The following is a 20,112-nucleotide window of genomic DNA, read 5'->3' as shown; positions in this document are numbered from 1 at the left end:
CATGTCTGTCTTTATCTTAAGTAACAGGAAAATTGTGCGCCATCAAGGTGAAAAATTAGATTCATTTTCTAATGATGAATATTCAATTCCTAATTTTAGAATTGCAAAATGTGATTTCGAAAACTACAAAGAACCTACAGCACAAGCCAAAAAGAAGAAAAGCTATACCAATCGAAACATCTTAGACTATAAACTCTTTTCAGAACCCGAGAAACAAGGATATCAAGAAGTTCTGGATGTCTTACTCAGTGAAAAGGGAATCAAAAAACCCACCCTTACCGCAAATAATCTGGGAGGAAGCCAAAGAATGTTTTACGAATTGTATAAAGAAATGTCTTCCAGCAAAGAAAGAAGTGATGTTTTGATATTTATTCATGGATATGCTTATGATTTTGATGATGAACTGAAAGCAATGATTGATCTTAAAAAGATATTCATAGACAACCCAGAATCTCCCGTTGAGCATATTTTATTTGTAAGCTGGCCGGCTTCGAGCAGTATTGTTCCCCTGACTTATTTTGACGATAAAGCGTCAAGTATCAATTCAGGGACTTCTTTACTAAGACTGTTTTATTTTTACACCCAATTTTTAAAAGATATCTTCTCCAATCGAGATCTTGCTCCCTGCAACCAAAGAATTCATTTAATGGCCCATTCCATGGGAAACAGAGTCCTTCAAAGTATGTTGTATAGCTTGAAAAAAGAGAATATATTAAGAGTTATCGATCAGGTTTTGCTATTGAACTCTGATGTTACGTATAAAGTTTTTGATGAATCGGAAGACTCCTTTAATAAGCTTCCTTTATTGGCCAACAGAATCTCCATTTATTTAAATCGAAAAGATACCATTCTTGGAATTTCACAATTCACAAAAAATATTCTAACCCCAAGATTGGGTAAAAACGGACCCAGCGATATTGAAAAACTCAAAGACATCGTTTCTATTATCGATTGTACTTTTATTGAAAATGATTTGAAGAACAGCTTGAAATTTGAAATCGGAAATCATTGGGGATATCTCTCCAGCTCGCAGGTTCAGAAAGATATTTTTCAAAATTTATACGGAGTAGATCGTAACCTTATCACCCATAGAATAAAGGACAACGAAAATATCTTCACAATTATTTCTTAACAACTCATTAAAAAAAATATAATAAATAGGCTCATGTGTTAAAGTTGGCATAGGAACTAAAAGTGGCATAAAGATTGTGAATTCATTAAACAGAGAAATATAAATTTTATATCATGAAGAAAGTTAAAAGTAAGTTTTCTTATTTATTGAAAAAAATTAAGAAAGCGATTTTTGTAAAAGACGTGATTTAATCAATTGAATACCAACAAAAAAAAAGACTAATTATCCGACCGTAAAATTACATTATCTATACAACCAATTCAATTTTATATCTAATAAGCTTTTTAAAGTTTATTAGATATTTCTTGTTTTCAGCTTTTATGTTTTAATTAACTAAGTAGTAAAATTTAAATTATATTTCACCACTTAGTTAATTAAAGTTAAAAACATTGCTTATTCTAAAAAATAAATTGATCTTTACTTTACAAATCAATTAAATCTTTATTATGAAAAATCTAGAAAAAATCAAAAGAGAAAAATTAAAAACAATCAAAGGAGGAAGACCTCCTCTTGGATGTAACAACTGGAATCCAAGTACAATGTGTTGCAGATCATGGGCTCCCGATTACTGCGGTAATACTACCTGTCCAGATTCACCTGCTCCAGCATGCTAGTTAATTTTTCTCAATTATATTTTGAACCATAACAGCTCATTTCTGAGTTCCAAATCGGATTCAAAATTATTGACAAATAAAGCTCCGGTGCCCAACCCTTGTGGCATCGGATTTTTTTTGGTAAATGTATATTGAGCAATCGCGTTGAGTCCAATATTACTTTCAAGTGCAGAGGTAATCCACCAAGCCATATTTTGTTGTTCTGCAAGCGAAATCCATTCATCAGAACCAGAAAAACCACCTACCAAAGCTGGTTTTAAAATAATATATTGAGGTTTGATGGCTTCTAACAGTTTCTTCTTTTCGTCGTAATTAATAATTCCTATTAATTCTTCATCTAAAGCAATCGGAGTTGGCGTTTCGGCACACAATTCTGCCATATCATCCCAATTTCCAGCTTTAATGGGCTGCTCGATAGAATGAATATCCAAATCTGCTAATTGTTGCAGTACAACTTTCGCCTCTTCTTTGCTAAAACCACCGTTAGCATCAACACGCAATTCTAGTTTTTCTTTGGAGAATTTCTGTCTTAGCTTTTGAAGTACTTCATATTCAGATTTCCAATCGACCCCAATTTTTAATTTAATGCAATGGAAGCCATTATTCAGTTTATCCTGAATCTGTTCTTCCATATAATGAATGTCACCCATCCAGATCAAACCATTGATAACGATTGAAGCTTTTCCTTCTGTAAATTCACTTGGGAAATATAAGTTATCTCCATGTTTTAAATTTAAAATGGCCTGTTCGTATCCAAACCAGATGGAAGGAAATTCTTTTAATTCTTCTTTTAAAAATTCAGAATCCTTTTCAATATGATCACAAAGCCATTGTAGCTTTTCTTCATAATCTGGTCGGTCATCAAAACTCAGTCCTCTGAAAATAGCACACTCTCCTATTCCCTTTTTATCATTTTCTGAAATTTCGAGAATAAAAGTTTCCTTTTCATACAAAACGCCACGAGATGTTCCACTCGGGCGTTTGAATTCTAATAAATATCTAGAATATTTTGCTTTCATTTATTTTACACTGTCTATTCGCATAAACTCTTCTGCTTTCTCCACCATATTTACGCTTCCACAGAAAAACGGAATTCTTTGATGAAGTTCTGTTGGTTCAATTTCCAAAATCCTTCTGAATCCGTCTGTTGCTTTTCCTCCGGCCTGTTCTGCCAAGAATGCCATAGGATTACATTCATATAACAATCTTAATTTACCAGTTGGAGACTGAGAATAAGAAGGATAAATGTAAATTCCCCCTTTCAACATATTTCTATGAAAATCTGCTACTAAAGAACCAATATATCTTGATGTATAAGGTCTGTCGCCTTCTTCCATCTGACAATATTTAAGGTAATTTTTAACGCCTTGAGGAAACTTGATATAATTTCCTTCATTGATAGAATAAATTTTACCCGTTTTTGGAAATGTCATATTCGGGTGAGAAAGATAATAAGTACCCAAAGAAGGATCCAGTGTAAATCCGTTCACACCGTTTCCTGTTGTATAAACAATCATGGTAGATGAACCGTAAATAACATATCCTGCAGCAATTTGATTTACTCCTTTCTGTAAGAAATCTTCCAACTGAACAGGCGTACCTGGTTCGCTTACTCTTCTGTAAATAGAGAAAATAGTTCCTACAGAAACATTTACATCAATATTTGAAGAACCATCTAACGGGTCAATCAATACAACATATTTGCTTAAATGACCATTTTCGCCACATTTAATGTCAATAAAATCATCATTTTCTTCAGAAGCAATACCACAAACCACTTCTCTTTGGGATAACGCTGTAATAAAAATCTCATTGGCAATCACATCAAGCTTCTGCTGCTCTTCTCCCTGAATATTTTCTTTCCCTGCTTTTCCAATGATATCTGCAATTCCGGCCTTGTTTACTTCCCTGTTTACCACTTTCGAAGCTAATCTTATTGCACTCAGAAGACGTGAAAATTCACCCGTAGAATACTGGAAGTCGTCCTGTTTATCAATAAGAAATTCTCCTAAAGTCTGTAATGGTTGATCTGACATATTTTTCTTTTTACGTTTTGCTCAAATTTCGTAAAATTTGGAACAATATAAAGAATTTTCTTTCAAAATACATTAAACACTGTATATCAGAACCCTACAATACGATTAACCGTTATTAGCTATTATTTAATCCTTAAAATTAATCACCAATTCATCCTGCGAAGGAAAGAAAATTCAGATATTTAGAATATATCAATAATTTTAATAAAATCTTAATTCTTAGTACCACTCGCCTCTTTCATATCTCGTTGTAAATTTATAATTTTGACCTCCGTAAAAAACTCAATTAAATTTTATCTAACAATTTTATTTTTAACAATTTAATGAAAATTTTCAAGTTTGGTGGAGCATCGGTAAAAGATGCTGAAAGTGTAAAAAATGTATCCATGGTATTAGAAAGCCAAGGATTTGCTAAATGTGTGCTGGTAATTTCAGCCATGGGCAAGACGACTAATGAATTGGAAAAAGTGGTAGAGCTTTATTTCAAGAAAGACAACTATCAAGCTGAGATCAAGAACATTAAACAGAAACACATTGAAATAGCCAAGGGGCTTTTCCAGGAAAATCATGCTGTTTTTGCAGAAATCAATTTGTTTTTTGATGATATTGATTCTTTTTTACGAAGAAATAAATCTCCAAACTACAATTTTGTTTACGACCAGGTTGTAAGCTGCGGAGAAATGATCTCAACTAAAATTGTAAGCGAATATCTGAATGAGATACAGTTTACCAATCAATGGCTAGATGCCAGAGATTATATAAAAACTGACAATTCTTACAGAGATGGTAATGTAGACTGGAAAAAGACTGAAGAATTTATGTCTACTCTAAATCCTGAAATCTGCTATGTAACGCAAGGTTTCATTGGTTCTGATGACAATAACTTTACAGTAACTTTAGGAAGAGAAGGTTCAGATTATTCTGCAGCGATCTTTGCTTATTGTTTAAATGCAGAAGCGATGACAATCTGGAAAGATGTTCCGGGAGTAATGACGGGAGATCCAAGAAAATTCAAGGATGTAACCCTTCTTTCGTATATTTCTTATGAAGAAGCGATTGAGATGGCATATTATGGAGCAAGTGTCATCCATCCTAAAACATTACAGCCTTTACAACAAAAGAGTATTCCTTTTTACGTAAAATCTTTCTTAGATCCTACTAAAGAAGGAACAAAAGTAGGTGCTTCTGATAAAAACGAATATCAGGAATCTTATATTTTAAAAGAAAATCAAAATCTCTTAAAAATATCTACAAGAGACTTTTCATTTGTTGCAGAAGATCACATGAGTTTGGTTTTTGGTTATTTATCAAAATATAAAATCAAAGTTTCTTTGATGCAGAACTCTGCAATTTCATTAGCTTTATGTCTGGAAGATAAATTTGACAAAATAGATGAGCTAAATGAAGAACTTCAGAAAATTTTTAAGACTGAAGTAGTAAAAAATGTATCTTTATTTACCGTGAGAAATGCGAAGATGGAGAACATAGATAAATTTTACCAAGAAAAAAGTGTATTATTGGAACAGATTTCCAAGAATACGCTTCAAATGGTAACACAATAAAATTAATTGCGACTAAACACACATGAGTTTAATTTCGAAAAACGATTTAATTCAAGCTTCCGGCTTAAGTAAAATAGGATTTTTAAAGAATCCAATAGCATCTGCTGTGATGAGCATTGCTAAAATAAATGAAGTAAACAGACTATACGATAAACTAAAAGATAAGGAAGGTAAAGACTTTTTCGACTCATTTGTGAGAGAAAGAAACTTAAGCTATGTTGCTTTTGAAGAAGATCTCGCAAAAATCCCAAAAACAGGACCATTTATTTTGGTATCCAATCATCCACTAGGAGCGATTGACGGGATTTTAATGTGCAAAATTTTAACAGAAGTACGTCCGGATTTCAAGGTGATGGGTAATTTCCTTTTGGAAAAAATCAAACCGATGGAACCTTTCGTGATTTCTGTAAACCCTTTTGAAAACAAAAAAGGAGCTTACAGCAGCTCTTCCGGGATGCGCGAAACATTAAAGCATTTGCAAAACGGAGGCTGTGTAGGTATTTTCCCGGCTGGAGAAGTTTCTAACAAGAACAATCCTTACGGAGAAATTTTAGATAAAGAATGGGAAAAACCGGCTCTTAAGCTTATTAAAATGGCAAAAGTGCCGGTAGTTCCTATGTATTTCCATGCAAAGAACAGCCGCCTTTTTTATCAGGTAGCCAAACTTCATCCGAATTTACAGACCTTGATGCTTCCTGCTGAAATGATGAATGACAGGGAGAAACCTATTCGTATCAGGATTGGAAAGACCATCAGTGTAAAAGCAATGGATGAGATGGAAACCATGGAAGAATTAGGAGAGTTCCTCAAGCGTAAGGTTTATATGATGAAATCTTACTACGAAAAGAGAAAATCTCTGGCTCAGGCTATTAATCTTCAAAATCTATATGTAAAGTTTCCTTTGCTCAGAGAAGAGAATATTGTTCAGAATATCATTGATGAAACTCCGAAAGAAGATATCATTAAAGACATCAGCAAGCTGAAAGGTACCGACAAAATGCTTTTTAGTAACGGTAATTATGAGATCTATTTCACCGCCTACGAAGAAATACCTTCTGTAATGAGGGAAATTGGGCGCCAAAGAGAGCTTACATTCCGTGCCGTAGGAGAAGGAAGTAACATGCCTTTTGACCTTGATGAATATGATAAGCACTATCATCATCTTTTTCTTTGGGATAATGCGGAGGAAAAGCTGGTTGGAGCCTACAGAATGGCTTTAGGTAAGGAAGTGATGAAGAAATCTGGTATAAAAGGTTTCTACACCAGTTCTTTATTTGAATTTGAACAAGACATCCATCCTTTCTTTAGAAAAGTAATTGAGATGGGAAGAGCCTATATCTGCCAGGAATATCAACAGAAACCCCTTCCTCTTTTCCTTTTATGGAGAGGAATTGTGCATGTTTGTTTAAGAAATCCTGACCATAAATTCCTAATGGGAGGTGTGAGTATCTCTAATAAGTTTTCAGAGTTCTCTAAATCATTAATGATTGAGTTTATGCGTTCTAATTATTATGATTCTGCAGTTGCTCAATACATCACTCCTAGAAACGAATATAAAGTAAGGCTTAGAGAAAGAGATAAAAGCTTATTCTTTGATGAAATGGAATCTGATCTAAATAAATTAGATAAGATCATTGACGATCTAGAACCAGAGTTAAGATTGCCTGTTTTGATCAAAAAATACATCAAGCAAAATGCAAAAGTTATTGCATTTAATGTAGATCCCAACTTTAATGATGCGATTGACGGATTGATGTATATTAGGATAAGCGACCTTCCCGAAAGTACGATAAAACCTGTGTTAGAAGAAATGAGTGAGCAAATAAGAAAGGAACAGGAAAATAACTCTCCTGAGAATCAGTAAGTTTTTATTTTTATTAGAAAAAAGTATGATTAATACTTGCTTCATATATGAAAACTTAGTACTTTTGCATCACTTTAAAACAACGAAGTAAGTCAAACAAAATAAAATGGTTTCTTAGCTCAGTTGGTAGAGCAATGGATTGAAAATCCATGTGTCCCTGGTTCGATTCCTGGAGAAACCACAAGAAATTATTTGATTTCTAAAATCCCTTAAATTTTACGATTTAAGGGATTTTTATTTTATATGAGTTATTCTGAAATTCTATCAATATTTTGGATCAATTGGACTACGCAAAAAGTTGGATCAATACCAAAACTTGGGGACTATGCAAAAAGCTTAGATAATCTAAATAGGAAAAACGATTTATCTCGCACACCTCTAAGTTGTAATCTGAAGTTTTTTATTTTGGCATTGAAAGACTCGGATCAGGTGCAAAAGTTGGGAACTACGCAAAAAGTTTAGATAACCTAAATAAGAAAAACACTCAACCTTTTAAATAGTTTCAAAAAACATTCTACGATCTCCAAATCCCTACTCTTACTACATTTTCTTTACATTGAGTATTATTTTCAGATAACTATTACTCAAATTAACCACTTCCCTACCTAACGTTTGTCAGTAGTAGAACTACTACAAAATATGAAATAATTGCGATAAATTACTCAAATTACCACTTCCCTACCTAACGTTTGTCAGTAGTAGAACTACTACAAAATATGAAATAATGCGATAAAAATTTTTTGAATTAAAATGTGGTATCTATATTTGCTATAACAAAACATTGAAAAACACAGTGTTAATAATTAAAATTTAGAAATTATGGCGGAAAAAAATTCAAGAGGAATTTTAAAATTCAACGGAAGCGAGGGTCAAAAGTTATTAAAACTTAATTACAGTGTCGCTAGATCTACAGACGTTTCAGGACGAGTAGCATCAGACCCATCAAATGCAATTATTAAGTTAACCATCGAAGCTACAGAGAAATCTGATATTCTCGAAAGTTTACTAAACGGTAAATACAAACCAACAAGCGGAGAAGTTACTTTCAATAAATCTCATGAAGAAGGAACATTAATTACCCTGAACTGGGAAAATGGTTATGTAATCCAACATGAAGTAGATTTCGACGCAGTAGATCAGAACTCTATGCTCATCAGTTTCGTGATCAGTGCAGAACAAATCAATTATGGTAATTCTGCTTACGAAGGGCTGTGGCCAAGTTCTTAAGCACCATCATTCCATAGAGAAAGATTCATAAAAGGCTGTCATTTATGATAGCCTTTTAAGCTTAAAATCATTAGTAAAAGCAGACAATCAAAATTTAAACACTCATTTTATTTTATGAAGTAGTAAAAATTACATTCGATACCAGAACACAAAAAAACACTAAAATGAAAAAAAACGAAAATGAAATCCCTTCTAATGAAGGCTATTCAACATTAAAAAGACCTTCATTTATTCCTGACAATAATACGAAGGCAATTTCTGAAAATCACATTGCAGGAATCAACCGAATGGTAGAACTGGAAGTGCTTGCCGACGGAAAACCTGTTAAATATTTCAAACACTTTAAATTAACCCAAAGTGCGGTCAAGCATCATGAATTTGAAATTATTCTAGCACATGACAGTCTGGAGGGGCATCAAACCCATCATCTAAAAGAGGTTAAAAAGCTATTAGGAAAACGCTTTACCGCAACGTTCAAATATAAAGGAGTGGATAAAAGTCCGGACCGATCTTTTGTAGGCGTGATTACTTCGGTGGGTTTCAGTCAGGAAAGGATGAGCTTGGGAAATATTGTTCTTAAAGGATACAGTCCAACCATTTTATTAGATGGTGCACCACATACCCAAAGCTTCGGAGGAAATCTCCCCGTAAATATGGGTATTATCGCCAATGATGTGATTAAGCAGGGACTTAATAACGACTTTGATTTCAGCATTAACACCAATGACAGTTCACAAATTCTATACAGCAGTCAATATGACGAAACCCATTATAATTATTTGGCAAGAATGGCTGAGGCTTATGGAGAACAGTTCTTTTATGACGGCTATGTTCTGCATTTTGGGAAACTTCCTCAACCCAATCCACCAATTAAATTAATCTACGGCAGCAATACTACCGAGTTGAGAACAGAACTCAAAGCAGTGCATACTAAGCCTCGATTCTATGGCTATAACAGCAGTAGGAATGAAAAACTGACCTCAGGGGATACTCCTGTAAAACATTTGGGAGATCTGGCCAGAACAGCCTATGAAAATAATGATAACATCTATAAAACTCCGGCTTTAAAAATCGCTCCTTTAAAAGCAGCTACCCATCTTGATGTAGAATACTCTCAGAAAAGTGCTGCGGGAAGTAAAGGCGTAGATGTATTTACGACTTCAGGTTCCACTACAGAACCTTTTCTTTATCCTGGATGTGTTGCCGATATTGAAATACGAATACCAGACTCCAATAAAACAGAGCATTTTACCACTTTAATGATTACCGAAGCTACGCACGAAGTAGACGCCAGAGGATATTATACGGGAACATTTGAAGGAATTGCGGAAGGAACAGGTTTCATGCCCACCCCAGATTTTGTAATTCCCGCTGCTCAACCCCAAATTGCAACGGTTATCTCTAATACTGATCCTAACGGACAAGGAAGAGTGAGCGTACGATTCGATTGGCAGTTGAATGACACCACCGATTTCATCCGAGTGATGAGCCCCGATGCGGGAGGAACAGGTCAAATCAATCAGAACCGTGGCTATGTTGCGATTCCTGAAGTAGGCGATCAGGTAATGGTTAATTTTCAACACGGACATCCAGACAGACCTTTCGTAATGGGGGGAATGTTTCATGGAGGCACAGGTTTAGGAGGTGGCATAAATAATCGACTGAGATCCATACAAACCAAAAGCGGAATAAAAATTCTCTTGAATGATGATGAAGGCAGCGTGAATATTATTGACCCAAGCGGAAATACATATTTGATGGATGGACAGGGGAATATTATCCTGACTGCTCCAAAAAATATGACGCTTAATGCAGGAGAGAATTTAGAGATCAATGTGGGACAGAATATGACAACCACAGTTGAAATGAATTCCAATGAAACTATAGGAACCAATAAATCTTTAAATGTGGGAATGATGAATATATTGACCGTTGGAAAAGATTTTGTAACCAATGTTGTGGGTAAAGTAAAAGAAGTCATTCAGGGAGATAAAGAAAGTGAAGTTAAAAAGGGAGCTACTATAATTAATAATGAAAAAGGAGTAATAGTTAATAGTAACGGAACAATTATTAAACAAGCACAAGAAGAGGTGAAAATTAATAGCGGTGAAAAATCTCAAAATCATTAATTATGGGCAAAGAAACGTACATTGGTGGTAAACTTATAGAAAAAATCGAAGGAGATTACACAATATTGTCTAATTCGAATATAAAATATAATTGTAATTTATTTGAAGCAGAGGGCGTTGACAAAGGGCTAACTTATAATGATCCAGAAGATATAGATTTTGGTAATGCTTTTATACCTATCGTCTCTATTGTTTCAAATGGAAAAGACTATGAGTTTAAAGACAAAGAAGGTTACTGGAGATTGGATATTAGAATTGATAACAATAAAAGATCTCCACAGATGCAGAGGGTAAGATTAGTTTCTACTAAGACAAAAGTTAAATTAAAATTTAAAGTAGAGAAAGGAAATAAAACAGCAGATGATAATACGGGTATAATAGTAGCAGATATTTATAATACCGCAAATCAAAAAATAGAGTCAAAGAAAATAAACACCTCCTATGGAAGTACCTTTGAAATAGAGATAGATAGCTTTAAAATAAGCATTATCAAATTCTATGCAGATGATGATGACTTATATTTTGATGGAGGCGCATCTCATGTTTTCTGTGGAGGGATAAGAATTGGGGACTGCCAAACTGAATTACAAAAAGAAAATGTAAAATCTATTGATGATTTATCACCAGAAGAAAAAGCTAAGTTTATGGCGACCGTTTTAGTGGAAAGTTCTAATGGAAAAAAAAATTTATGGGATATTGCATATATTTATCTAAACATTGTAGGAACTTATGGGATAGGAGGTTTAACTAAATCTTCTGCTTATTCGGAAAAAGGATTTGTATACATGTCACATCTATATCATTTAGGTTTTGGGAAGGAAAATAAGGATAAAACAGCTGGAGATGATAATACATGGCCATACAGAAAAATAACGGTTGAAAAACAGTCTGTGGAATATGCTAATTTTGAACAAGTAAAGGGATTTAAAAAATTTTGTGAAGAAAATATTTTTATAACAAATCCTAGATCTTTTTATAAAGATTGGGAAGGGCAAGGATATTATGGAGATATGAACATTAGGATGCATGATGATAGAAAAATTTGGGCAATGGCTTCCCAGTACTTTCATTTACAAAAACAATGTAAAGTAACCGAAAAATTGGTAGTCGCACTATTTGATCAATCGGCAATTAATAAGAATAAAGATGGAGGAAAAGCTAGAGATTCTACAACGTATATTTATCACAGCAAAAAGATATTAGCTCACTTTAAAAAATTTCCAAGTGATTTACCTAATTTTAAAAATGGTGATCATAAAGTATCAAAAACAGTTTTAAAAATAACCAAAGATTCACCCGCTAATGAAATTCCACCAGTTTATATCCTTGAAGATTTAAAATAACTAGTAAATTATGAAGTATACCCAATATTATTTTTTATTTGATTTGTATTGCTTTCTTACAAAATTGTTCAAGAAGAGAAGCTACAAAAATTGAACTATTCGATTATTTTAAAATTAGCTGGAGCGATTATTCTTCGGTGAGTGGTATGGAATCTCATAATGAAACTTTTGCTGAGAATGATTCTGTTTTTTACTACAATTATAAAATGTATAAAAAAGGAAAATTATATCATTTAAATGATTCATTACAAAGTAATGAGATCATAAAAAAATACAATCTAAAAAAATAAAAAATGTAGATTTCTTTAAATACAACATGAATAATTATAAAGATCATTTCTCATATCTAGATTGTGGTCTTCAAAAAAAGATTGATTGTGATTCCGGCTATGCAACTACACTAAAGACCAAAGAGCATGATACTTATCAATTTATTGACTTAAAGAATAAACCGATGTTATTACAAATCTGCTCTAAAGGAAAAGTTTACAAATTTAATATTGAAAAAAAGTATCCAGAAGAAAATAAGAATTTAGGAAATGGTAATTCTAATGCTTTTTTATATGATATTGATAAAGATGGAAAGGAAGAATTTATAGTAGTCTTTAGCAATTCAATAGATTATATTCTTTATGCGCAAGTTTATAAAATAAAAGAAAATTAAATTTTTTATCATTCCAAAATTCCATTTAGAATAATAAAATTTGAAAGGAGCATCCGCCACTGACAGCCTGTTTTACCAGATAATAAATAGCATTCCAGATAATAAGTCAATCAGATTTTCGCTTTATATCATTAAAATCAAGCATTTTTTTTATAAATTGCCACTAAGTAAGGTTTAAGTTCTTTGGATAAATCATTTTTTTTGTTTTGCAGCTCTAAATTGACATTTTTATTCAATTAACAACCCTTACTCTTTTTTTATAATTTTTTTTAACAGGCTCTTAGACCGTAATTTTCACTTAAATATTCACTAATTTCTTGCCTAAGTTTACTTCAAGTAAAAACAAAAATATTTTATTTCTTGTATGTGTACAATACAAAATATAATATGAACTGTTGATTCTTGAAAAGCCCACATCAGGTTTATATAGCAAAGAAATATTAATCGTCTAAAAAATCAAAAGATGAAAAAACAAACAACAAAATTAAGCTTAGATGCATTTAAAGAAATGGCAGACAAAGTACAAAACAGAAGAAGTAATGCAGAAAGTTGAGAAAGGTGATTTCAGTGAGTACCACGTTACTACAGGGTAAATTGCGAAAGCTATCATAACCATAGGAAAAGAAATTTTCTTATAGGACGTAAAGTTTAAAATTCAAGAAAGTGTAAAAATTCTTTCTTGAACTTTTATATAATATTGATTACTAAACAAAACTAATGGTTTATATTAAAAATTTATTCTATTTTTATTTTTTTCCCTCCAAAGAAACGGTATCTCCTTTACCTCTTAGTTCAAAAATTATTAATATTTTCTGTTTTTTACTATTACAGTATTTATTTATATTACTAATTACGGGAATTAGAATGCTTTTACAAATCAAAGGCATGCTAGAACCCCTAAAATATGACGGAGAAATGAATGCACTAACAAATTCCTTATTTCTTTCGGTGCTTTTAGGTCCTTTATTAGAGGAGATTGTTTTTAGATTATGGCTTATATATGATAAAATAAATATATCTATAAGTGTTACATATTTTTTATTATGGGTAAGCGCAAAAGTTTTTGGAGTGCATTGGTTCAGTACCATTTCATTTATATTAGTTTTTGTTTTATTATTTATTTTAATTTTTACAGCATTATTTTTTCTTTTGAAAAAATATGAAAATCAAAAATTATTTGATTTTTGGAAAAAAAATCAAATAATTTTTATTATTATATCCAGCATTTTATTTGCCGCCATTCATATAGGAAACTATACAGGAAATAATAACACTATAATTTATTATCTTATAACACTCGCTCCCCAGATTTTATTCGGTTTTACCCAAAGCTATCTAAGGATAAGGAGGGGATTTGGAACTAGCCTTACAGCTCATTCTGTAAATAATTTGACACCATTGATTCTTTCTAAAATAATATGAATAATCCTTTACGAACTATATTGTTTAGGAGTATATTCAAAAGATAACGAAGTCATTTAAACTTTTCTTATAAAAATAAGCAAGCCACCAGCCTATTGGACATACTAAATTAGTATATACACCTTGGGAAATTTCTTTAGATTAAATAAACAAATAGTACAACCACATCCCAATTCCAACTGAAAATTTTATTTGTATATTCACAAATCTGATAACCTAGAATACTCCAGACATGAAATATAATTGGCTAATTCATCTTGTTTTAAATCTAATAATGTATGGATTCTATGGGTTATTATGGTGGAATGTAAGCCAACCTTTGAGAGGAAATCATCATGGAGACAGAGCCTTAGGCGTTGCTATTGCTATTATATTTACGACTCCGTTCTATCTTCTTTTTAATCTAATTTTCGCGTATAGAGGATACAAAAAAAATCAGAGGAAAGTGTTTTTTATTAACGTATTGGGGCTCTTACTTTGTATTTTAAATTTCAGTTACCTGTATTATAAAACGAATGGTTTTAGTTAAACCACAATAAACAGTCTTAGACCTACAGGCTAGTATGCCATAAAGTATGATACATTTATAATTTTACATCAATTGGCAATCCAATGTAAAAATTCAGTAATCTGTCTTTTGCTGATAAACACATCCGAATTAATTTCAGGAGCCGGAGAAAGTTTTAATTCTATCTTTTGGCTTGTATGTTTAATGATCTCAACAATTGCTTTTTTATTGATGATAAACTTGCGGTTGATTTTAAAAAAAAGCTGAGCATTTAATTTATGGATGATATCTTTAATTGTATCATCATAAATATAGGTTCGATTATCTGATGTTGCTAAAAATAAGTATTTGCCGGATGCAAAAAAGTAAGCGGTGCTTTCCTCATCTACAGACCTGATTTTATTTCCGTCTGTGACCATAAAGTGCTTCATCTTTTCGGGATTTCCTGCCTGATATAAGGTAGAAATAGACTTCAATACAGGTTCAGGATCAAAATTCCCTCTTATGGAAATAAATTTTTGTAATGCTTTATGTAAATCTTCCTCTTCAAAAGGTTTTAAGAGATAATCTATGGTAAAATGTTTGAAAACCCGCATGGCATATTCATCAAATGCGGTAATAAAAATAACCGGTGTAAAAAGATCCACCTGCTCAAAAATATCCAGACTCATGCCATCACCAAGATGGATATCCATAAAGATAAGATCCGCAGAATCATTTTTGAAGAAATCTATAGCCTGTTTTTTTGAACGAAGAATCACCGTTTCCGTAACAGGAACGATGCTTTGTTTATCTAAAAGATCTTTCAGATAATTAACCGCCAATAGCTCATCTTCTATGATTGCAATTTTCATAACATTGCAAAAATACAAAAAAACCGCTAAAACAATTAAGTTCAAGCGGTTTCAGGGTTATTAATATGAATGTTAATTTTTTATAAGAATGGATTATTCTTTTTAGCACTTTTCGGGAACTCTATGGTATACCTTACGTCATTTTGCAAAAGAGTATATTCCTGTCCGTTAATGGTATGCGTTATTTTTTTCTGATTCAATCTTCTTAAATCAAACCAACGCTGCCCTTCCAATGCAAATTCTCTGAATCTCTCATCCATCATAAAATTCATGAATTCTGTAGAGCTCATTGCATTGATGTCATTTTGAACAGAAGCATATCCAGCTGCATTGTATCTGTTTTTTTCCACTTTAAGAAGGGTTTCTTTAGCTTCATCAAGTCTGTTTAATTTAACCAATGCTTCAGATTTTATAAAATATAATTCTGCTGTTCTGAAAGACACTCTGAAATCTGAACTTCCGCCTTTGATCACTTTATATTTGTTATTATTCTTTTCAAAATAAATGGCAAATCTCTTATCTGTAGCTGTATTATATTTTGAAATCAGATCCGAGGAAGCATACGATAAATTCTGTACCGCACTGTTAAATGCATTGTCCAGAGCCATGATAGATTCTACCGAAGCATAATGATTAGGCGCTGTATTGGATGTATTTAAATTGCTTAATTCTCCTTTAATCGCCAATACTTGGTCTGCATATCCTAATGCTTTATTCCAATCTCCTTCATAAAGAGCGGTTCTTGCCTCAAAAGCCAATAATGCTACTTTAGAGAATCTATAATTGATGCCTGATACCTGCTTCTGCTCTACCATAAGCTCATCTGCTTTTTTAGTATCTGCATGCACCTGATTATAAACTTCCTGTACGCTGGAAGGTTTTAAAACCTGCTCAAGATCAATTTCTAAATTAATAGGCACTCCTCTATCCTGAGATGCTGTAGCGGCATTATAAGGTTTCCCGTATAAATTAACCATATCAAAATAAACATACGCACGAAGCGCATAAGCTTCTGCTAAAATCTGCTGCTTTTCAGGAGATTCTGCCATAGTTTTGCTTCCTTCATTGATGATCTGGTTCAGATAAAAGACCACGGAATAAAAGCTTACCCAAGGAAATTCTATTGTTGATTGATCGTTATTGGTATCTTTCCACATCGCGATTTCACGATACGCAATAAAGTCACTTGTATTTTCGTCTACATTAAGCTCATCTGTACGAAGAGCCACCAGAGATCTGTGAATCGGATATTTTGCATATGCCGAAGTCAGTACCTTACGATAATCTTCCACGTCCATAGGAATAATTTTCCCTTCAGGTTGAATATCTAAAAAACGATCGCATCCTATACTGGAAAAACTTAGTGCTGCAACCGCAATGAATGTTGTAATTTTTCTCATTTTTTTCAATTTTAAAAAGAAACATTAAATCCTACTGTAACCGACTTGGTAATTGGCTGTGCATAAATATTACCGTATGTTTCCGGATCGAAATATCCTTTATATCCATTGCTGAATACAAACAGGTTACGACCTTCAATACTTAATCTCAAAGCACTGATTCCCATAGGACTTGTAAATTCTTTAGGCAACGTATATCCTAAACGAATGCTGCTAATTCTTACATAGCTGATTTCTTTTGCCCAAATATCAAGAAGACTGTAGGCATTAGAACGATTGTCAGAAAGCCATTTATTCCCCATCCAACCTGGGTTAGTTTCCATATCAGGACTGGTAATACCCGGAAGTGAACCGCCTGCCTGGTAGATATCTTTTGTATAATTTCTTCCTCTGTCCAATTCCATTCCACGGTAAGAAGGTGTTTGCATTACGGTTTGCTTCAGGTTAAAAGTAGCAGAAACAGTAAAGTCGAAATTTTTTATTTTAAATGTATTGATAATCCCTCCTGTAAACTTAGGATCTCTGTCTCCAACATAGGTAAAAAGACTTCTTAGTTCTGCGTTGGACAGCTTTGAATCAACCAACTGGCCAGGAAGAAAATCTGCATATACATCATACAATGCAAAGAAATCTTCAATCTTCATTTTTTCATTTCCTTTCCAGAACATTGGGTTTCCGTTCTCATCCATTCCTGCAGTTTTCAATGCAAAAACAGCGTTTACCGGAAGACCTTCTCTGGAAGGAAGCAAGGCATTGTCACGAGGTTGCTCGCTCAATACATTACTCTTGTTATGCGCAAAATTGATGGTTGTAGACCATTTGAAATTCTCTTTATTGATGTTTCTGGTAGAAAGCGCCAATTCAAAACCTTTGTTGGTTAAGCTTCCCCAGTTCATCATCGTATATTCAAAACCTGTTTCAAGAGGTGTTTCTTTCATACTGATCATATCGGTCCCTTTTCTGCTGTAAACATCTGCGGTAAGGTTGATACGATTCTGGAATACACCTAAATCTAATCCGAAATTCACATTCGTCGTTTTTTCCCAACGAAGTTTATCGTTTGGAGGACTGATGACATTGATAATATTTTCTTTCCCACCAGGAAGAATAGTTGCATCACTGTATTCACCAATAAAGAACGGTGAGGTGTTACGGTCTATATTTCCCTGTAATCCATAAGAAGCTCTTAATCTAAGGTTAGAAATAACAGAAAGATCTTTCATAAAGTTTTCTTTCGTTACTAACCAAGAACCAGAAACCGCCCAGATCGGAAGGTATTTGTATTTTTTATTAACCCCGAATAAATTAGTCCCGTCATATCTCACACTTCCGAAGAAAGTATATTTCTGATCGTAGGTATAGGAAGCGGTTGCGAACATAGAAGCGTATGCGTTCTCAATTGGAGGCATTTCGCGGTAGGTTTCATATTTTCTTTCCGCTGCAAAATTCGAGCTTGGGAAAACAATTGCTGTCGCTCTTCTTGTCTCAGAATCATAACCGAACGCTCTTGTAACCGTTGTGTTATCCTCTGTTTTACGAAGTTCAGTTCCAGCCATTAAATCAATCTCATGTACTGAATTAATTTTTGTACTGTAGCTTCCCTGCAATTTCCAGTTGTATTGGAAGAAATTATTATCCCAATTTTGTTTCACCCCACCATCCGGCAAAAAGTAACGGTACGCGCCATCTTTATAATAACGGGTTCCTTCTTTCATCTTTCTGGTAAAGTAGGTATTCTGAGCTGCAAATTTCTCTGTCTGATTCCCATCGTACTGAAGTCCTAACTGTGAAGTAATCTTCAGACCTTTTGATACTTTGTATTCTAAATCGAAAATCGCTTTTAATGACTGATTTTTCAGCGTGTAACTTGTATTTTCTCTTTCTTCTAAAAAGTTGAAAGGGATGTATCTGTTTTCAAAACCATCGATATCCTGATCATATCTGTAACTTCCATCTGCATTATAAGGACTCAGATAAGGATTTGCATTTCTTGAATAGTTAATCGGACTAATAGAAGCATCAGCATCTGTAACAAATGATTTCCTCTCACTTTGCGTACCGAAAACAGACACTCCAAAATTAAGTTTATCACTTATCTTATAATTATTTTTCAACGTTAAGTTATAACGCTCGAAACCTGTCCCGATTGTTGTCCCCTCTTCATCATAATATCCTAGGGAGAAATAATAATCTGAACGGTCACTACCTCCGGAAAGACTTATTCCGTATTGTTTATTGATTGCATTTCGGTACAATAATTTTCCCCAATCTGTATTGCTGTTTCTTAACCCATCGATTTGCTGACGCGTCAACATATTCAACGCATCTAAACCTCCGTTTCTATAGGCATCAAGCTGACCGTTTTTGGTTAAAATTCTCATCACCTCCCCTTTATCAGTACGATACGTTAAGTCGGTACGGTCGGCAAGCATTAATTCTAAATCTACTTTTTCAGATGCATTTAAAAGATTAAGTTTACCAAAATCAGGACGTGCCGTAACAAAAGTATCTGCAGAGAAGTTCAATTTTAAACTTCCTTTTTTTCCTCTTTTTGTTGTAATAGAAATTACCCCATTTGCTGCTCTTGCCCCATAAATAGCCGTAGCCGCAGCATCTTTCAAGATGGTAATATCTTCAATATCATTAGGGTTTAATCCTGCGATAGAAAAATTCTGAAGCTGATCAATATTATCCTTATCGGTAAAGTTAGGCACATCATTTCCTTCTAACGGAAGTCCATCAATCACCCATAAAGGATCTTGTGGCCCTGAAAGAGAAGCTGTTCCACGTATTCTGATTTTTGCAGGGCTTCCGGGAGCTCCGGTTTCAGGTGTAACGGCTACACCGGCAATTTGTCCTGCTAACATTTGATCTACACTGGCAACACCAGCCTGATTAATATTATCCATCTTAACGGTTGAAACCGCTGAAGTCTGCTTACGTTTTTCAATCTTCTGATATCCCGTAATGATTACTTCCTGAATATTATTTTTTTCAGAAAGCTCAGCACTTAAAACAGGAACTAATGTTATATGATAGTCATTCTTCCCTTCATCAATCTGAATGGTTCTGGACTCGTATCCTAGAGAACTCACCAATACAGACTTTGTATCTGCAGGCACTTCTAAGATAAATTTTCCATTTTTATCTGTTACTGTCCCTATCGAGACACTTTCGATAATTCCTTTTTGGTTGGTCTTGGTAGAAATAGACTGCGTTTCGATCTTTACAGATGCTCCGGCAATCATACGTGAAGTATCTCCATCCTGGATCTTCCCCGTGATTGTTTTCTTTTCTTGAGCTAACGCAATATTAGCAACCAAAAGAGGTAAAAGTATAAACGTTTTATTCATATCC

General features: G+C 33.5%; 15 protein-coding genes, 1 tRNA gene and 1 pseudogene. 11 read left to right on the top strand and 6 right to left on the bottom strand.

Annotated elements, in window-relative coordinates; all coding sequences use genetic code 11:
- Nucleotide 1: 1 nt before the first annotated feature.
- Together AMQ68_RS24230 and AMQ68_RS25415 are read left to right on the top strand one after the other, a co-directional pair.
- Nucleotides 2-1,132, top strand: coding sequence for an alpha/beta hydrolase (locus tag AMQ68_RS24230; RefSeq protein WP_082384284.1), 1,131 nt, complete (start codon nucleotides 2-4; stop codon nucleotides 1,130-1,132).
- Nucleotides 1,133-1,578: 446 nt separating this feature from the next.
- Nucleotides 1,579-1,746: a hypothetical protein gene (locus AMQ68_RS25415; protein ID WP_160318012.1), complete on the top strand. Its 168-nt coding sequence runs from the start codon at nucleotides 1,579-1,581 to the stop codon at nucleotides 1,744-1,746.
- A 14-nt stretch (nucleotides 1,747-1,760) separates the two neighbouring features.
- Here the strand turns inward: AMQ68_RS25415 and AMQ68_RS24225 are convergent, their stop codons facing one another.
- Together AMQ68_RS24225 and fbp are read right to left on the bottom strand one after the other, a co-directional pair.
- Nucleotides 1,761-2,765: an o-succinylbenzoate synthase gene (locus tag AMQ68_RS24225; RefSeq protein WP_054513176.1), complete on the bottom strand. Its 1,005-nt coding sequence runs from the start codon at nucleotides 2,763-2,765 to the stop codon at nucleotides 1,761-1,763.
- On the bottom strand, nucleotides 2,766-3,782 hold the full coding sequence (fbp, locus tag AMQ68_RS24220) for a class 1 fructose-bisphosphatase (protein ID WP_054513175.1): 1,017 nt from the start codon (nucleotides 3,780-3,782) through the stop codon (nucleotides 2,766-2,768).
- Nucleotides 3,783-4,105: 323 nt separating this feature from the next.
- Between fbp and AMQ68_RS24215 the strand changes: the two genes are divergently transcribed.
- From AMQ68_RS24215 to AMQ68_RS24205, 3 genes are all read left to right on the top strand, one after another.
- The gene (locus tag AMQ68_RS24215) at nucleotides 4,106-5,344 is read left to right on the top strand and encodes an aspartate kinase (protein WP_054513174.1); all 1,239 of its coding nucleotides are present in this window, start codon (nucleotides 4,106-4,108) and stop codon (nucleotides 5,342-5,344) included.
- A gap of 22 nt (nucleotides 5,345-5,366) precedes the next feature.
- A complete protein-coding gene (locus AMQ68_RS24210) occupies nucleotides 5,367-7,208 on the top strand; it encodes a lysophospholipid acyltransferase family protein (RefSeq protein WP_054513173.1) in 1,842 nt (613 codons plus the stop codon).
- 108 nt (nucleotides 7,209-7,316) lie between these two features.
- A tRNA-Phe gene (locus tag AMQ68_RS24205) sits at nucleotides 7,317-7,389 on the top strand.
- A 142-nt stretch (nucleotides 7,390-7,531) separates the two neighbouring features.
- On the opposite strand, the pseudogene AMQ68_RS25865 reads toward AMQ68_RS24205, so the two are convergent.
- Nucleotides 7,532-7,633, bottom strand: a pseudogene (locus AMQ68_RS25865) (DDE transposase); the annotation flags it as partial.
- A 394-nt stretch (nucleotides 7,634-8,027) separates the two neighbouring features.
- On the opposite strand from AMQ68_RS25865, the gene tssD reads away from it, so the two are divergent.
- From tssD to AMQ68_RS24165, 6 genes are all read left to right on the top strand, one after another.
- Nucleotides 8,028-8,435 (top strand): type VI secretion system tube protein TssD, encoded by a 408-nt coding sequence (tssD, locus tag AMQ68_RS24195; RefSeq protein WP_054513171.1) that lies wholly within the window; start codon nucleotides 8,028-8,030, stop codon nucleotides 8,433-8,435.
- Between the two features lie 164 nt (nucleotides 8,436-8,599).
- Nucleotides 8,600-10,564, top strand: coding sequence for a type VI secretion system Vgr family protein (locus AMQ68_RS24190; protein WP_054513170.1), 1,965 nt, complete (start codon nucleotides 8,600-8,602; stop codon nucleotides 10,562-10,564).
- Between the two features lie 2 nt (nucleotides 10,565-10,566).
- Nucleotides 10,567-11,907: a hypothetical protein gene (locus tag AMQ68_RS24185; RefSeq protein ID WP_054513169.1), complete on the top strand. Its 1,341-nt coding sequence runs from the start codon at nucleotides 10,567-10,569 to the stop codon at nucleotides 11,905-11,907.
- Between the two features lie 316 nt (nucleotides 11,908-12,223).
- A complete protein-coding gene (locus AMQ68_RS24175) occupies nucleotides 12,224-12,571 on the top strand; it encodes a hypothetical protein (RefSeq protein WP_054513167.1) in 348 nt (115 codons plus the stop codon).
- A gap of 717 nt (nucleotides 12,572-13,288) precedes the next feature.
- The gene (locus AMQ68_RS24170) at nucleotides 13,289-13,993 is read left to right on the top strand and encodes a CPBP family glutamic-type intramembrane protease (RefSeq protein WP_054513166.1); all 705 of its coding nucleotides are present in this window, start codon (nucleotides 13,289-13,291) and stop codon (nucleotides 13,991-13,993) included.
- Nucleotides 13,994-14,225: 232 nt separating this feature from the next.
- Nucleotides 14,226-14,522 (top strand): hypothetical protein, encoded by a 297-nt coding sequence (locus tag AMQ68_RS24165; RefSeq protein ID WP_054513165.1) that lies wholly within the window; start codon nucleotides 14,226-14,228, stop codon nucleotides 14,520-14,522.
- 68 nt (nucleotides 14,523-14,590) lie between these two features.
- Here the strand turns inward: AMQ68_RS24165 and AMQ68_RS24160 are convergent, their stop codons facing one another.
- From AMQ68_RS24160 to AMQ68_RS24150, 3 genes are all read right to left on the bottom strand, one after another.
- Nucleotides 14,591-15,355, bottom strand: coding sequence for a LytTR family DNA-binding domain-containing protein (locus AMQ68_RS24160; protein ID WP_054513164.1), 765 nt, complete (start codon nucleotides 15,353-15,355; stop codon nucleotides 14,591-14,593).
- 80 nt (nucleotides 15,356-15,435) lie between these two features.
- Nucleotides 15,436-16,755 (bottom strand): RagB/SusD family nutrient uptake outer membrane protein, encoded by a 1,320-nt coding sequence (locus AMQ68_RS24155; protein ID WP_054513163.1) that lies wholly within the window; start codon nucleotides 16,753-16,755, stop codon nucleotides 15,436-15,438.
- Nucleotides 16,756-16,766: 11 nt separating this feature from the next.
- The gene (locus AMQ68_RS24150; RefSeq protein ID WP_054513162.1) at nucleotides 16,767-20,108 is read right to left on the bottom strand and encodes a SusC/RagA family TonB-linked outer membrane protein; all 3,342 of its coding nucleotides are present in this window, start codon (nucleotides 20,106-20,108) and stop codon (nucleotides 16,767-16,769) included.
- Between the last annotated feature and the right edge of the window lie 4 nt (nucleotides 20,109-20,112).

It is taken from the genome of Chryseobacterium sp. ERMR1:04 (assembly GCF_001297705.1).
GTDB lineage: Bacteria > Bacteroidota > Bacteroidia > Flavobacteriales > Weeksellaceae > Chryseobacterium.
This window is presented reverse-complemented; position numbering and strand designations above follow the sequence as displayed.